This window comes from Legionella rowbothamii, assembly GCF_900639985.1.
In the GTDB taxonomy this organism is placed as follows: domain Bacteria; phylum Pseudomonadota; class Gammaproteobacteria; order Legionellales; family Legionellaceae; genus Legionella; species Legionella rowbothamii.
Genome location: NZ_CAAAIM010000002.1, coordinates 89,174 through 107,391 on the forward strand (window position 1 = coordinate 89,174; position 18,218 = coordinate 107,391).

An 18,218-nucleotide genomic window follows, 5' to 3' on the forward strand; every position below is an offset into this window, starting at 1 on the left:
TGCTAAACAGTCCCTAGTTCATACGCTACTTCATTAAAATGACATAATGCTTCAGTAATTTTGTGTATAACCTGCGTTCTTATTTCTTTTTCTCTGATGAACAGATGGCCACTATTAAATGACTTAAATTCACAGCCTAACAGCGAATGTGTACTCCAGCCTTGATGGTCTTCGGGACTCACCCAGGTATCCTGTTGCCCTAAAAATACTGTAGTCGCTAACTGCAATGGTGGCTCAGGAATATAAGTATAGCTCTTTACAATATTCATATCTCCGACAAAAATGGGCAGTAAAACTTGAATGATGCTCTTATTCATTCGTTCATCACTGTAATCAACGATGCCATTATCTCTAAACACCATGGCTAAAGTACTTAATTGGTGCTCATCCAATTGTCCTAAGCGCTCCTGATCTAAATCAAATAAGTTCACCTGCATTTGCTTTAAGGTATGTAGTAGGTTATCCAGGCTCTTGGAGGGGAGGCGCGGATCGGGGTAGGCTGAGGCAAAAAGATGTACTGGCAGGTCTAGATGATGGCGGCGTAAATAGCGAGTGAGTTCAAAGCTGATAAGTGAGCCAAAGCTATGGCCAAAAAAGGCGAAAGGTAAATCAAAATAAGGGCGTAACTCGGTGGCCAGTAACGGAATCAGCGTATCAATATTGGTAATGGGGGACTCTCTCATCCGATTTTCCCTGCCCGGTAATTGAATTGGGCAAACCTCAATAAAGTCTGGGAATTCTTGTTGCCACTCGCGATAAATAGAAGCACCTCCACCTCCATAAGGAAAGCAAAATAGCCGTAGTTTCGCCTCCGGTTTTATTTTGCGACTGGCGAGCCAAAGGCTATTGTTCTTGGCCGCTGCCGGGGCTGTTTGGGGTTTGATGTTTTTATCCACTAATATTTGTTCCACTATTTCTTGAATGGAGGGGCCCTGCATAATGAAGGGTAGTGAATAATTAAGGCCCAAGTTTGCTTCAATAACCCGAATTACAGCTAAAGCCATCAATGAGTCCATGCCTAAATCATGCAATGAGAGGTGTATATTTACATCAGAAACTGGCATTGCGAAAATAATGGCGAATTGTTCCGTTAAATACTCAATAAGTTGCGTTTTGCATTCCGTAAAGGGCCGCGATGCATCCCATTGAAATTGGGCTTGAATGTGCATCATCTTGTCGATTTGCATGGTGTCATTTAGCTGGGTCATGCATAAATTGGCGCATTTCATCAGCACTTGATATTGTTCATCTAATAAATACCAGTCACCAATAATGGTTTTGCCTTCCGGGGGTAATTCTTTTAAGACGGTATAAATATACTTTGGTGTCGCATGGCGATGAATTGTAATTTGTCCTATCTGTGATGCAATGTAAGGCTTCATCAGCTGTTGTGGTAAGAGTAAAAAGAGGGTTTGAATACAGGCATCAATAATTCCAGGATGCATCTGCAGCATAAATTGCCCACTGCGATCCGTGATTTTAGGGGCACGTAATTCACTCAAGAGTTTCCTGTCTTTTGTCCAGAACTGCTCCGTCCACCGAATGCTGTCGCCTGCAGGCATACCCATATTGATAATGCGTTGGTAAAAAGACTCAGCAGTGCCGTGGTACTGATGGGGTAACTCTTGGTCTTTTAGAGCCTGGGCTGATGATTCTGGTTGTAGGCTCAGGATGCCAAGGGCATTTTTTATCCAATTCTTTTGGTTATCACTACTATAAAAACTAAAGGCTATGGGTTGGTTATTGCGGGTCGATTCAATAATAAGCTGAACCCATACGGTTTTTCCGGCGAGCACTAATAATGGAGATGAAAAACTTAACTCTTGAATGTTTAATTGTGCTTGGGGGGCAAGTTGCTTGGCCGCATAGGCCAGCATTTCCAAGTAATAGCCAGCATGTAAGACATAAAACGAATCTTGGATTTCGGGTAGGGCTTGATGATCGAAGACAAATTCAAATTGCTGTAATGATAAGGGGGAGGCGAGCATTTTGCCCCGCAAGGGATAGCTTACTACCGCTTCATGTTTATCCCCCGGCCCTAGGCGTGGCCAATATTTTTTATGCTGCCAGGGATATAAAGGCAAATCTATTGCTGCATAAGAACGCGGTTCTTCATATTTTTTCCAATCGATGCTTGCTTGACTCACATAGCTAATTGCTAAATTTGTTACATCTGAAAATTCGCTGATTTTCGCTGCATTATTATTCTTTTTTGCTTCAAAGTTAATAAAAACACCCTCAATGGCTTGCTGCGGATTGGCGCTCAAGGTGGTTAGTTTATGCGATAAATCGGCAATGGAGTTGCTAATAATAGCCAGCCGCAGCGGATAGTGGCTGCGGCGTAAATGTAAGTTATAGCAAAGCTGGCCTAAGTTGATGCCGGAATTGTTTTTTAAGTAGATTTGCCATAAGCTAATTAAATCTTTTAATGCGCCGGCATCTTTTGCCGACAGGGTAAATAATTCAGGGTGGCCACTGATTCCGGGAGCTGGTACAAATTGTTCACTTAACGACAATTCATGCAACACGATATGGGCGTTGGCCCCACCAAAACCAAAGCCGCTCACTCCGGCAACCGCAACCTCCCCATAGCGTGGTAATGGTTCAGGTTTTTGCGGAATGGATAAATGATATTTAGCAAAGGGGATATGAGGATTGGCTTGCTGAAAATTGAGATGGGGAGGTATGACCCCATTTTTTAAGATTAACGCAGTTTTGATCATACTGATAATTCCCGCTGCAGGTTCTAAATGTCCCACATTGGTTTTCACCGAGCTAATCCAACAAGGTTTTTGTTCTTCACGTCTTTTGCCGATGACTTCACCTAGAGCTTGTGCCTCGATGGGGTCGCCAAGAAAGGTGCCGGTACCATGGCATTCGATGTAAGAAATATGCGCTGGATCCGTTTGCGCATGGCGATAGGCATCACGTAGTAATTGTTCTTGCTGTAAGCCATTGGGCGCTGTAAGCCCATTAGTTTTCCCATCTTGGTTCACGGCACTGCCGGTAATGACCGCATAGATTTTATCTTTATCCTGCAAGGCGCGTGACAGTGGCTTTAACACAATAGCCCCCGCTCCTTCTCCTTGGACATAGCCATCCGCTTGCGCATCGAAGGTGTGGCATTGTCCCGTGGGGGACAGCATGGTAGCTTTCGCTAATATTGCATGAATCGAGGGTAGCAGATTAATATTAACGGCACTTACCAAGGCTTGATCACAAAGTTTGGCTTGCAAGTTTAAGCAGGCTAATTGTACAGCAATAAGGGATGATGAGCAGGCAGTATCTAAAACCATACTAGGCCCATGTAAATCTAAAATGTAGGAAATGCGATTAGCTCCCATACTGATGGCACTTCCCGTGGGAATCAGTAAGGCATCCATGTCGGAGTCGAGCTGTTGTAAATGGCTAAACTGGCTTGCATACAAGCTGGAAAAAACGCCAGTATTCGAACCGGTTAAGTTATCCAGCGTTAATCCGGCATCTTCCAGCGATTCATAGGCTACTTCTAAGAGCAGGCGTTGCTGGGGGTCCATACGCAATGCCTCACGAGGGCTAATGCCAAAAAAATAGGCATCAAAGGCATCGATATCCGCTAAATAACCGCCCCAATACGCTAAGTTGGGATTGCGTTGAGTTTTTTCCTGTGTTTCTTTGAGTAGTTCCCAACGCTCTTCTGGAATGGGGGTAATAATGTTTTTACCTAGCTTTAATAAATCCCAAAACTCCTGAAGATTACGTGCTTGTGGCAGGCGGCAACTCATGCCAATAATGGCGATCGGATCAAATAACTTTTCCTGCTGCTCTTGCAGTTTCTTTTTCAGTTTTTTGATCATCAGCAGAGCATTTTTTAAGGTCGTCGTATCAGTCATAAGCCAACTCCAGTTCTTTTAATTCCGCTTCAAGAAGTTCATTCAATTGGGCATAATCCAGCTGATCCAGATTTAACTCTTCTTCTTTTGTTAACGGGGGCGGTGTTGGTAAGATCTCAATCTGTACCCGTTGTAGGATGTACTCAGTTAATTGCTTCAGCGTGGGGTAGCGATATAAATCCATCGGTGATACCACATCCGGAAAGTGAGTACCTAATTTTTCGGTGTAATTAATGCCGGTAATGGAGTCCATGCCATACTGTTCAAAAGGTATTTCCGCATCGATTTCATTCTGTTCTAAGGCTAGAACATTGGCAAAGAGCTGCAGAACCAAGGTTGTGATTTGTTCGGGGTTGAGCTTAGAAATCACCGCTGTGTGGTTGTTTGGTGCATATTCGGCTGCAAAATGCGCAAAAAAGTCCAACTGTTTCGCGGTCGCATTCACTTGGAAAAACTTTTTCCACTGCATCTTACATACGGTAATTTCCCCGGGGTTACTGCGTAGCAGCGCATCCAAAATGCTCCGGCCATCTTTAATACTTAAGGACGCCATGCCCACGGCATCTAAAAAGGCATCATGATTATGGCGATGGCTCATGCCCTTTTCTGACCAGGCGACCCAGTTAATACTTAAGGCGGGTAATTGCTGACTGCGGCGGTAGAGCGCCAGGCCGCTGAGAAACTCATTGGCAACGGCATAGGCACTAAGCCCAGCCATCCCAAAATGAGGTACGGCGGCAATCGAGGAAAATAACACAAAGCTGGATAAGGGGACCTGCATGAAGAGCTCATGTAAAACCAGAGCACCTTGGACCTTAACCTTGAGTACGTCACGCCACAGGCTTTCCTCCATCTCGGCAATTGGTACATTATCAGTAGTGACTCCGGCTAAATGAAACACGCCATCAATCTGCTGCTGCCAAGCTTTTTCCGTTTCTTGGATAAGCTGGTACATCTTTTCTTGATCAGCCACATCGACAGCAGCATATTTAACCTGGACGCCCTTGGCTGCTAATTGCTGCAGCAAGGTATTTTTTTCGATAGTTTGCGCTGATAGCTCGGTTGCCCCAGTTAGTAAGACAAAGCGCGTGCCCTGGGCCACGACATAGTCGGCTACTTCATAACCGAGGGCTCCCAGTCCCCCGGTAATTAAGGCAGCGACAGGCGGAGTCCATGCTGGCAGATTAGCCGGCAATGATTCTGTGGTAAAACGAATGCTATAACGCTCCTGATCGCGATAGGCAATATGATTTTGGTGGGCTTGGAGTACACCCAGTTCCTGAATTAGGTTTTGCGCATTTTGGCGTAGGCTGGCTTTGGCATCTAGGTCTAAAAGGAGCACCTGATAATTTGCTTGTTCGGCGGCAAAAATACGGGTCATGGACCAGAGCGGATGCTGCCACATGTCGACGCAGTCAGAATTACTTACCTGTTGCGCTTCTTGAGATACTAGGCTAAACAATAATTGCACGGGCCAAGTGTGCTGAATCAGCGCTTTAAATAAATAGAATAAGGCCAAAGTCGGATCGGCTGAGGCACGACTATTTAAATAAATAATTCCTTGTAATTGCTGGGCATGTTCTTGATGAATGGCAGCAAATAGGAGCTCGTAATCTGTTTTTTGTTCTGGGTTAATGTAATACACTTGTTCGCTGAGTTTGCTATATTGTTCACCGGAAAAACAATAAATACATGCATTAGCCCCCAGTCCTTCTTGTAAGAGCAAACCTAATTCTTGATCACTAAAGATTAACCATTTCCCAGCAGAAATCTTGCTATCTTTTGTACTTGCAAGAGGAGTATTTTCCCAACGGGTGGCGTAGAGCCACTCTTGCGCATCTAACGAAGTCGGTGCTGCAATTACTGGTATTGGCCCTGTAACGGGAAGAGGAGTTACAGGCGCAATAGCCGGCTTCTCTACCTCACGGGTAGGAATCCAGCAACGACGCTTGGTAAAGGGGTAGGTTGGTAAAGAAACAATTTGTCGGCATTCTTGGGCATAGAGCTGTTGCCAATCGATTTTAACGCCTGCAACCCAATGTTGTGCTAATTCAGCATGGCGCCCCCCTTGAATTAAGGTAGCTAAATCAGCCGGTGGCATGCTATTGGCGGCTTGCAGATTGATCCACATATTGGGAGCCCTTTGTGGATAATGAGCCAGGGTGGTGAGCAACTCGGCTTTGGTCGCGGCAATAATCGCTAATCGTGCGGTCATTGCTTCACGGCCTACTTGTAAGGTGTAGCACGCATTTTGTAGCCAAGCTGGTACATCGGTATGCGGGTTATTTTGCAAATACTGGTACATTTGTTGTACGCGGGCGCTGAGCCGATCTTCATTCAATGCCGAGAGTACGAAGAGGTAGGGTCCAGTATTGGTAGTCATTGGCTGAGTGTTCGCTTGGTATTCCTCAACAATCATATGCACATTGGCTCCCCCCGCACCAAAGGAGCTTAATCCGGCCCGACGTGCCATATTATTCTCGGGTATCCAGTCTTTAAGCTCCCGTTGCACATAGAAGGGTGAATTTTGGAAATCGATAAAGGGATTTAATTGCTCTGCATGCAGGCTGGGCGCAAGTTGTTGATGGCGCATTTGCAATAATACTTTCGCTAATTGGGAAATTCCTGCTGCCGACTCCAAGTGACCGATATTCGATTTAACTGAACCAATAGCGCAATATTGCGTATCTTGGCTAAAGGTTTCAAAGGCTTCTTGTAAGCCGCGAATCTCGATTGGGTCGCCTAAGGAGGTTCCTGTTCCATGCGCCTCAATATAGGAGATGCTGCGAGGATTAATATTGGCTGTCTTTAGGGCTTGCAGAATCACCGCTGCCTGGGCATTGGGGTTGGGTACCGTATAGCCACTAGTTTTGCCCCCATGATTCATGCTGCTGCCTTTAATGACGCCATAAATTGTATCATTATCCGCGATGGCTGCATCCAATGGTTTTAGTAAGACCGAACCTACTCCTTCTGAAGGCACATAGCCGGTGCCTCCTTCAGCAAAACTGGTACAGCGCCCTTGTTCGGACATAAAATTGAAGCTGCCTAAGAAATGATATTTGCTTGGGTGTAAGGACAGATTTACTCCCCCGGCTATGGCCATGGCACATTCACCACGGAGTATGCTTTCGCAGGCTAAATGAATGGCGGCAAGTGATGAGGAGCAAGCCGTATCCACCACAAAACTCGGGCCGTTGATATCCAGGAAATAGGAAATACGATTGGCAATCGAGAAGGATTGAATATCTAAAGGAACCTGATTGCCCTTTTGCCATTCTTCGGCAATAAATAAAGGATAGAAATTGTAGGTAACCCCAGCAAAGACGCCCACCGCATTGTTGGTGCGGTGCTTTAATTTTTCCCGGGTATAACCGGCATCCTCTAAGGTGGACCAAACGGATTGCATGAATAAACGTTCTTGTGGATCCATTAGCCCGGCATCACGGGGAGAAATATTAAAAAAGAGGGGGTCAAATTTGTCGACATCGGGGATGAATCCTCCATGAGGGAGGTATTGTTCTTTACCACCAATCAGTACAGGATGTTGTTTATAATCCCAACGATCATTGGGTACTTCACCCACGCAATCGCGTCCGGAACTTAAATTCTGCCAAAACTCATCCATGGTGTTTGCCATGGGGAAGGTACCGCTTAAACCAATAATGGCAATGTCGCGGGAGCTGGGTGTTGGCGCTTCCGGCTCACTTATCGTTTCCTGAGCAATGGGCACTGCCGGGATTTCTAAATTAATTGCGGAGGTTTCGTGGGCGCCTAAGGCAATTAATTGTTCGCGGTGTTTTTTTACAAAATAAGCCGTTAAATCCTTAAGGCGATTGCGCTCATACAGTAGGGTTTTGGGCAGGGTGCCAAAGTCTTTTTCCAAGCGGTTGGTAATTTCCAAACCAATAAGGGAATCTACTCCATAAACTTCATAGGTTTCATTGGCATCGATGAGTTCTGGATTGGTACGAAGTTTTTCCGCAAAGATTTGTTTTAAGTAGCTCAGTGTCCAGCTGTTCAAATCGTTAGCGGTCAAATTATTTAGCGTCAGAGGCAGAGTTTTGCTGACTATTGTTGCAGGCTGCAACTCTAAATCATACCAATAGCGTTGTTTGACAAAAGGATATGCGGGTAAGGAGGCAATACGTTGTTTGGGCTCTTCGGCATAGAGAAGAGACCAATCAATAGGGTAATGCTTCGTATATAAGTCCGCTAAAATAAATAGCTTCTGGCGATACTGGCTTGTATCTGTTCCTTGTTGCAAGGCATTGAGGGTGGCTTGATAAACCTCATGTAAGACCGGGCCCTGCATGGAGTAGGTTTGCCCTTCATTTAACAGACAAAATTCGGGAGTTTCATCATTGCTTAAGCTGTTTAGAGCGGCTAATAGCTCTTCCACGGAAGCCACGACCAAGGCACAACGATGCAAGAAATGTGCTTTACCGACATTGAGGGTAAAGCTTAGGGAACTTAAGGATACTGGGTTTTGCTGTTGTTCCAGCCAGTGTTTTAACGCTTTGATCTTGTGCTGTAAGCTTGGCGCTTGTTTTGCTGAGAGGGTTAGTAAGTAATAAGGTTTTACTTGCTGGAGCTCTATCGGCTGCTGATGCGGACGGCCTTCTTCCAACACCATATGAGCATTGGTGCCACCAAAACCAAAAGAGCTAATTCCCGCGCGTAGTGGTATTTCCTGACCCGCATTGTTTTGGCGACGTGCCCAGCGTTGTGGTTTTTGAGCAATATAGAATGGGCTATCTGCCAAATTAATAAAAGGATTTAATTCATGTAAGTGTAAGAGACCGGGTAATTGCTCATGGGTCATTGCCAGGATTAATTTCATCAAGCCTGCAATTCCTGAAGCGGGTTCCAAATGGCCAATATTCGTTTTCACCGAGCCAAGACCAATGCTGGCCGATTTAGCTTGCTGGCCTAGCAAGCTTGCGAAGGCTAGTTTGAGTCCTTCAATCTCTGTCGGGTCGCCCAAGGCGGTACCGGTGCCATGGGTTTCAATGTAGCTGATGGTTTCGGGACTTATATTGGCTTGGGTGTAGGCATTGATCAGTAATTCACTTTGCGCTTTAGCATTTGGTGCGGTTAGGGATTGTGCTTTGCCGCCATGATTTACCGCCGAAGCCTTGATTACTGCATAAATATGATCCCTATCGCGTCGTGCTTGTGCTAAGGGTTTAAGTAAAATACTGCCAACCCCTTCACCTTTGACATAACCATTGGCTGATTTATCAAAGGTCTTACAACGACCATCGGCAGAAAGTGCCCCCAGTTGACTCGTTACAATCAGGGTATCGGGGTTGAGCATTAAACTCACACCACCTGCAATGGCAACCTCGCATTCGCCATAACGAATGGCTTGTACGGCACGATGAATGGCTACTAGCGAGCTAGAGCAAGCAGTATCCACCGCTTCACTAGGACCTTGGAAATTAAAGAAGTAGGAAACCCGATTAGCCAACATGCTGTGCGAATTTCCGGTGGCAATAAAGCCGTGGAAGTCTTTTTGTTGTTTGGCAATTAGGGTTTGATATTCGCTAAACTCGACTCCAGCAAAAACCCCAACTTTAGCTGAGCTCAGCTCTAGTGGGTTGTAGCCGGCATCTTCGATGCTTTTCCACACGCTTTCTAAAAAGAGGCGATGTTGTGGATCCATCAGGTTTGCTTCACGTGTGGAAAGGTTAAAGAAGGCGGCATCAAATTGATCCATATCCTTGATAAAGCCACCCCATTTGGAATTACTTTTATTCGGATGTTGGGTGCTATCCCCATAATGAGTGCGCCAATCCCAGCGCTCCAGGGGTACTTCCGTGACTAGGTCGTGACCATCGAGCAAATGCTGCCAAAAGCTGGTTAAATCTTCGGATTGCGGGAAGATACCATGAATACCAATAATGGCGATATCAGGACTGGTGTCAGACTTGATGTGCCGCACTTTAGGCGTATAGGTCTTACTGGGTAAGGGCGCGATGTTGTGATGCGCTTGCATAGTCGTCTCGGGAAATTGCGCCATAATGTATTGGCCAATTTCCAGAATGCTGCTGTGAGTGTAGAAAACTGCAGGGGTAAATTCAGCCTTATAGTGCTCAGCAATGCGTTTGGCTAATTCAATAAAGTGTACCGAATCCATGCCATATTCACCCAGACTTTTTTCTGCCACTAGGCGTTGGGGTGCAATGCTTAATAGCTGTGAGACCTGTCGTATTAAAAAAGCACTTACTTTCTCATTTGAGGTTTCTGAAGAAAGGACTGCCTGAGGTTGTAGCGGTACAGGGAAGTGTTCCGCATCGTTATACCAATAACGTTCTTTAGCAAAAGGATAGGTAGGTAATGCGATTTTTTGCCGTGCTTCATGCGCATGCACTTGCTGCCAATCGAGAGCATAGCCGTCAACGTAAAATTTGGCTAAGGCGAGTAAGTTGTCTTCATACTGTTGTCCTGAGGCTAATTGCTGCATCAGTAGGGGGATTAAGGTATTGCCGATTACTTCTTGCCCTGTTTTCGATTTGCCCTGCAATTGCATGAATAAATGAGTGGGCAGAGTTGGTGCATCTACTTGTTGAAGCAATAGGATGGCTTCGTTAACCGAGCTAGCCACTAAAGCGCAGCGGTAATCAAAATGGCTTCTACCGGCATTTAAGGTATAGCTAATCTGCTGCAGATTGACTGCAGGATTGCGTTCTAACCAGTGGCAGAGGTCGCTGGCACGTTGTTTTAAGGCTGCTTTTGTTTTTGCAGACAGGGTTAACAAATAGTGTGATTTGGCTTTGGATGCAGATGGGGCTTGGCTGGGTGCTTCAGCAAGAATTAAATGAGCATTGGCACCCCCGGCACCAAAAGAGCTAATCCCTGCGATGCGCGGCCCTTGTGATGAAGCAGGCCACTCGCTTAAACTTTGCTGTACGGTAAATGGGGTGCTTGACCAGTCAATATTACTATTTAAGGTTTCCGATAAAATTGAAGGCACTAGACGTTGATGCTGTAATTGCAGTACCACTTTAGCAAGCGCGGCAATACCTGCAGCTGCTTCGCAGTGACCTATGTTCGCCTTTACCGAGCCAAGAGCATATTTGCTGTCCTCATCGTGTTTAAAGACTTTATTTAATCCTGCAATTTCAATGGGATCACCTAAGGAGGTTCCAGTACCATGTGCTTCCACATAGCTAACCATAGAGGGGTGAATATTGGCTTGCTGATAGGTTGCTGCAATCAATTCTGCCTGGGCATTTGGATTAGGCACGGTGTAGCCATTGGTTTTGCCACCATGATTAAGTTGGCTGCCTTTAATTACTGCATAAATGGCATCACCATCTTCCAGGGCCAGGGATAGCGGCTTTAATAAAACAGCTCCCACGGCCTCACCCGGAACATAACCATCACCACCTTCACCAAAGCTACGGCAATGCCCATCACTGGCTAAAAATTTTCCATGACTTAATAATAAATATTTGTTGGGATGTAGGGATAGATTTACTCCACCAGCAAGAGCTAATTGGCACTCGCCTTCGCGTAGGCTTTGGCAGGCTAAATGAATGGCGGTAAGCGATGAGGAGCACATGGTATCTAAGGCGATGCTGGGACCATGAAAATCAAAGAAGTAGGAGACGCGATTGGCAATTGAGGCGAATACCGAATTTGTGGGCACAAATTGCGGTGTTTCTTGATATTCAGTGGCGAATAATTGATATTCCCCATACATGACGCCCACATAGACGCCCACGTTCCTCCCAGCCAATTGCTCGCGCGCATAGCCTGCATCCTCGATGGTTTTCCAGGCTGTTTCTAAGAACAGGCGCTCTTGGGGATCCATGAGTGCTGCTTCGCGAGGCGAAATATTAAAAAATAAAGGATCGAATTTATCGACATCACTTAAAAAACCACCCCATTTACTGTAGGTCTTAGCCTGCGTGTCTTTATCCGCATCAAAATAATTCAATAAATCCCAGCGTTCGCTGGGAATTTCCGTAATGCAATCTTTTCCTGTTTGTAAATTCTCCCAGAACTCTGCCAAGTTCTGTGCTTGGGGAAAACGGCCGCTTATGCCAATAATGGCAATATCATCTTTGCCAATCGAGGAGGCTGCTTTTTTGCTGCTCGCAAGCTGCAGGCGTTTCGTAGATATTGCTAAAGAAGAGGTTGGTGTCTTCTCTGGGGTTAGGGGGCTTGTTGTATTAAGGCGCTGTGCTAATTGTTGTGCATGATGCTTAACAAAATAATCGGTTAAGGCGGCTAGGTTTTGGTATTCAAAGAATAAGGTTTTCGGTAGGGCGCTAAATTCGCGCTCTAAGCGTTGATTCAATTGAATAATCATCAAGGAATCAATCCCATAATGTTCAAAAGCCAAGTCTTTATCTAATTGCTCTGGGGTTAGTTTTAAGGTTTCTGCAATTAAGGTTTTTAATAAAACTGCGGCCTGTGTATGCAGCTCTGGGCTGGTAATGGCCGTGGGCTTCGCGTTCGCTTTTGCGATGTGGGCATGACTTTCTAATGCTTGTCTTAATTGGTGTTGATATCCAGGTAATACGATGCATTGGGTATCTGCATGCTCTAAGGCATGCACAAAGGCGGCTAAACCTTGCATAGTGCTAAGGCTGATTATTCCCAAACTGCGTTGCAATTCCTGCAGGTATTCGGGAGCGAGGGTCATCCCACCTTCCTCCCAGAAGGGCCAATTGATGGTCAGCGTAAGTCCAGAACAATGTCCGTGGCTTCTTTGCTGCTCGCGTTCATGGGCAAATTCATCAAGGAAGCAATTTGCATAGGCATAATCACTTTGCCCCGCATTACCAAAGATGGAGGCGACGGAGGAAAATACGGCAAAAAAGTCTAAAGGCTCTTTGCTGGTGGCCGCATGCAAATAGCATACGCCTTGTACTTTGGGCGCTAGAACCGCAGCCATTTCTTCCGTGGTTTTTTGACTAATAAAGCCATCCTGTGTGATGCCGGCGGCATGAATAATGCCATTAAGGGTGCCAAAATGCTGCTTTGCTTGGCGAATCAGTGCTTGTGCCTCATCAGCACGTGAGACATCTGCTTGCACATAGAGTACGGAGGCACCCTGTTGTTCTAATTCGGCAATTTGCTTTAATTGAGCATTTGCTAGGGAGGAGCGCCCACTTAACACTAATTTTGCTTGATGATGGATAGCCAAATGTTGCGCTACTAAATGGCCCAGTCCCCCCATACCACCCGTAATTAAATACACACCAGCTTGTTTTATTCGCGTTGTAGGTATTGCCTTTGCCATAGGCAGGGGCATATAGGAATTGATGTAACGGCGATTTTGCTGATCATAACGTACTTGAATTGCATCTTGCTCCAGCTCCTGGGCAAGCATGTGTAAATCATGCATCTCAATGATTCGGCAAGCAATACGGGGTTGCTCCAAATGCAGGCTTTTGGCTAAGCCTGCTAAGGCGCGCGCAAAAATAGAGCCTCCCTTACTGATACACAGAATTTGTACCTGATGTTCGGGTTTTAATTTGATTACTTCTGCGACTAAAGAATGCAGCAAATAGTAGGTTTGTGCCAAATGTTTTTGGATCATCATGGCGATGGGCAAGTTTGCTTCATCATGTTCTTCCAGGGCCAACAGAATGTATTCAGGTAGGGGCTCTGCATTCCCTTTAATTTTGGATACATGGTAATTTTCAATAAGTTGCGTGCTGGCCTGTGTAAATTGCATTTGGATGGAATTGATGGTCGCTGGATTACTGCCCAAAATAAGAATGGACTTAGCTGCCGTAGTTGCAACAGGCGTCAATGGTGCTTCCTGCCATATGGGTTGATAATAGCTTAGCGTAGTTTCGGGTTTTATTGTATCCAGGGCGCAGAGTGTAAAGCCGGTGATTAACAATAATAAAACTCCCTCGCGGTCGGTGACCTGCAAATCAAAACTGGGGAATTGTTCTTCATGTGCCTCCGAGACTAACTGAGCATAGACATAACAGGTTTCTGGTAAGTTGGCATAAATATCCATTTGTTCGAGCGCAAAAGGCAAATATAAGGTATGGCGATTTTTCAGTAGTGCCTGAGTGCTGTGGAAGATGCCATCGAATAGGCTGGGGTATAAGCCCAATTCGGCAGTTTTTGCGTTGGGCAATGATAACTTGGCAAGTAAATGAGCCTCATCATGATGCAATGATTGTATCACTTGAAACTCAGGGCCATAGACTAAACCGGACTGTTTAAAGTAGGTGTAAATTTCTTCTGTACTTTGTTGTTTTGGTAAAGTGAGTAGCCGCTGCTGGAGGTCCAAAGAGGAAGCGATGGGCTGTGGTTTTTCTGTCTGATAGTGAATTTGCCCGCTGACGTATTCCTGAGTTTTTTCAGGATTGCTCAGCATAAAGGAAATTCCTTCTGCTTCCGGGGTTAAATGTATTTGTAGTGATTGTGCCAAATCAGCTGCTTTAATGGTTTTTTTCCAGAAAATTTGGCTTAAACTGGTTACTACTCCTTGATTAATTAAGAGCAGGTCGGCAGCAACGCGTGCCATCTCCAAACAGACTACACCCGGTAGTACCGACTCGTTATGTACTTGGTGATCACTTAGGTAAAATTCATTACCGGTAAATTGCTTACTAAATGCGGGTGCGTTTAAAGTAGAAATATTTTCATCAATGAGCGGATGTAAACCAGGGCGTACTTTGTTCTTTTTCTCAACCCAATGGCTTTCTTTCGCAAAGGGATAGCTAGGCAGAGAAATCCGCTCTTGGTAGGTGCCATATAGTTGCTGCCAATCAATAGGTTTTCCTTGCAAGTACGCATCACGCAGTTCTATTAAGGCGGCGGGGTGTTTGCTTACCGCTAAATTATGGGTGGCATCGGTCTCGGAGAGAATAAATTGCAACAGTTCCGTGAGTTCAGCAACATGCTCGACAATGACGGCAAAACGCTTGTCGAAATGCTGTCTCCCTGCATTTAAGGTGTAGCTTAAAGTGGCCATACAGGGTAAAGCAGATTGGCGTTGTAACCAGTTGAGTAAATCAGCCATGCGTTGTTGTAAAGCAACGCTGGTCATAGCGGATAAGGTAATCAAATAGGGCGCTGCAGGCTTGGTGGTGGCATTATTTTTCCTGGGCGGGCTTTCTTCCAAAATCACATGCGCATTCGCGCCGCCAAAACCAAAGGAGCTGATTCCTGCGCGCCTTGGATTTTGGTTTGGCGTTTTTGGCCAGGGCATGGATTGCTCTAGAATGTAAAAAGGACTGTCTTTAATTTCAATGTAGGGGTTTAATTCCTGCAAATGCAAGTTGGCGGGCACTAGTTCGTGACGCATGGACAGTAAAATTTTAATGACGCCAGCGACTCCTGCAGCTGATTCCAGATGGCCAATATGGGTTTTTAGGGAACCTAAACCACAATAGCTTGATGGTAGTTCTGCAAGCTGTTGTTCTTTGGCCAGCTGTTGGAATGCCTTTTTTAACCCATTGATCTCAATAGGATCCCCTAGTGGGGTTCCCGTACCGTGGGTTTCGATGTAATTGATGCTGTTAACCGGCACCTGTGCTCGTTGGCAGGCTGCCACAATAACTTCCGCTTGGGCATTGGGGTTCGGCGCGGTTAAACTGCTGGCATGGCCGCCATGATTAATGGCGGTGCCTTTGATTATCGCGTAAATATGATCGCCATCTGCAAGAGCATTGGTGAGTTTTTTCAATAAAAGAGCGCCTACCCCTTCACCGCGTACATAGCCGTTAGCTTGCTTGTCGAAGGTTTTACAGCGCCCATCCTCACTGAGCATGCCCGCTTTATGGGCAGAGATAAAGGAGGTTGGGGTCAGAAGTGTATTAACCCCTCCGGCAATGGCTAGTTCACAATCACCTTGAAGAATGGCATTCACTGCTTGATGAATTGCGACTAACGAACTGGAGCAGGCGGTATCAATGGCCTCACTCGGGCCGCGCAAATTTAAAAAGTATGAGATGCGATTAGCAATCATGCTATTCATGGTACCGGTAGTCAGGTAGGCATCCATCACCTCGTTTTGCTGTAATAATTCTGCATAATCATGATTAAATACCCCGACAAATAAGCCGGTCTTTATGGCAGCAATTGCGCTGCTGGTATAGCCTGCGTCCTCAATAGTTTTCCATACAGTTTGTAAAAACAAACGTTGCTGCGGATCAATTAATTCGGCCTCGCGTGGGGAGATGTTAAAGAAGCTGGCATCAAATTGATCTACGCTTTCCATAAAACCGCCCCATTGCACGGTAAGATTACGCCAATCCCAGCGGGAAGTCGGTATTTCACTAATGCAGTCTTTCGCTTGGCATAAATTATCCCATAGGGCATCTACATCCGCAGCCTTAGGGAAGGTACCACTCATCCCAATAATGGCAATGTCTGATGATGTATCTGGATTGGGTTGGCGGGTATTTATTGCGGCGACTTCCCCTTGGTTTGCTAAGACATCTGCATAAAACTCTGCCAAAGTTGCGTATTCATAGAGGCCTGCGGGGGATAGGTTTAATTGATAGTGTTCATTAAGCAGTGAAACCAATTGAATGATATTAATGGAATTAAAGGCATAGCGGCTTAAAGGCACATGCAAGTCGATTTGCTCGGAAGGAAGTTGCAACACTTTAGCAACTAAAGCGCTAAAGTGGGTTTTTAAAGCCCCATCATTTTGCTCAACGACGTGGGGGGGAATGTTATGGGGATGAAGCTTGATTAAGGTTTTTGCGTCAAAGGCTTGCTGGCATTTTCTCCGTTGTAATTTGCCACTATCGGTGCGAGGTATTGCTCCTTTGGGAGTGAAGAAAACCTCATGAACACCGACGCCATGTTGGCGCATCAGGCTATGATGAATGGCATCTTGAATGGGTTGCCACAAAGCTGAATCACTATTTGGCTCCAGCTCTTGCACTACGATAATTTTTTCTTGTCCTGCTATGTTAGTGGAAAATACGATTTGCGGTAAATTTAATTGGAATTGATGGAGTGTTTCGGCAATAGTGATTTCAAAATCTAAGGGGTAATATTTTTTCCCATAAATTACCATCACTTCTTTTAATCTACCAGTCAGATAAAGTTCATTGGCGCTAATAAATCCTAAATCACCGGTTTTAAAATAATGGAGTTGGTCGCCGGGAACTTGTGCATTAAAGAGGTCACTTGTTTCTTCTGGGCGACGCCAATATCCAGGGACCACGGATTTGCCCGATAACCAAATTTCGCCTATTTCTCCTGGAGCAACCTGGCGGCCACTTTCTGGATCTACGGCGATGGCGTGTAATCCACCTAACAATTTTCCGCTGCTTACGCGCTGTTGTCCATTCGAGGGTTTTTGTCCATAGGTAACGGCAATTGCTCCGCTCACTTCAGACATACCATAGGCGGAGGAAAAGTGGGTTAAAGAAAAACCACAGGCTTGGAATTTTGCTGCAAAGGTGGTGAGCGTTTTTTGTTGAACAATTTCCCCGCCATTGACGGCGACTTTCCACTGTTTTAAATCGAGTTCGGCAAGCTCAGTTTCGCTAATATCCCTAATGCATAAATCATAACCAAAATTAGGCCCACCGCCATGAGAGGCGCGGTATTTGCTGATAGCTTTGAGCCAGAGCACTGGTTTTTGCACAAAGGCTGAGGGTGCCATGATAATTGCCGGGCTGCCATGATATAAGGGGACTAGTAAGCCACAAACCAGTCCATAGACATGTGTGTGGGGGGCCCAATTGAGGGTGACACTTTTATTATTGTAATGCCAGGCTTTGATTGTTTGGCTTAGACTATGTTTTAAATTGCCATGGGTAATGATTGCTGCCTTGGGTGCTGAAGTTGAGCCAGAGGTGTATTGTAAATAGGCAATGCTTTCGTCTGTAAGAATGGTGGTTTGATAATTGGCGGCGGTGTTTAGGTCGAGGGTATCGCTCGCGAGGACAAGGATTTCTTTGGTTACCACCGCATCCAAGGCCTGACGATAGGTTTCGGTGGTCAAGACAATGGTGGCCTCTGCATCGTCTGCAATACTATGAAACAAGTCCAGGTGCTTCCGCATGTCCTCCACCTTAGGGCAGGGGACCGGAACGGCTATGGCTCCTGCATACCAACAACCAATAAGGCTTGCTGTAAATTCGGCGCCGGTGGGGAAGAATAAAATAACGCGATTGCCAGGCTTATTTTGGGTTTGTAAATAGGCGGCAATTGCTTTTGCGCGTTGGTCTAGCTCGCCATACGAGAGCCATGGTGTTTCATATTGGCCATCTTCTAAATAAAGAAGGGCATTACGGGCAGGAGATTTTTGTGCTCGATTTTTGAGCACAGTAACAATATTGTGCATAAACAATTTCCATTTGCAAAACGATCCCTTTTGATAGCGCCATGCTACCAATA

2 protein-coding genes are annotated in these 18,218 nt (G+C 45.6%); both read right to left on the minus strand.

Annotated features, from left to right (window positions below):
- Positions 1 to 2 precede the first annotated feature (2 nt).
- On the minus strand, positions 3 to 3,872 hold the full coding sequence (locus E1P08_RS05730) for a beta-ketoacyl synthase N-terminal-like domain-containing protein (RefSeq protein ID WP_133136076.1): 3,870 nt from the start codon (positions 3,870 to 3,872) through the stop codon (positions 3 to 5).
- Entirely contained in the window at positions 3,865 to 18,165 is a 14,301-nt protein-coding gene (locus E1P08_RS05735; RefSeq protein WP_133136077.1) for an SDR family NAD(P)-dependent oxidoreductase, read from the minus strand. Before E1P08_RS05735 ends, E1P08_RS05730 begins: the two co-directional genes overlap by 8 nt.
- Positions 18,166 to 18,218 lie beyond the last annotated feature (53 nt).

Coding starts and splice junctions, on each gene's coding strand:
- E1P08_RS05735 (WP_133136077.1), bottom strand. CDS start 18,165: ATGCACAATATTGTTACTGTGCTCAAAAATCGAGCACAAAAATCTCCT.
- E1P08_RS05730 (WP_133136076.1), bottom strand. CDS start 3,872: ATGACTGATACGACGACCTTAAAAAATGCTCTGCTGATGATCAAAAAA.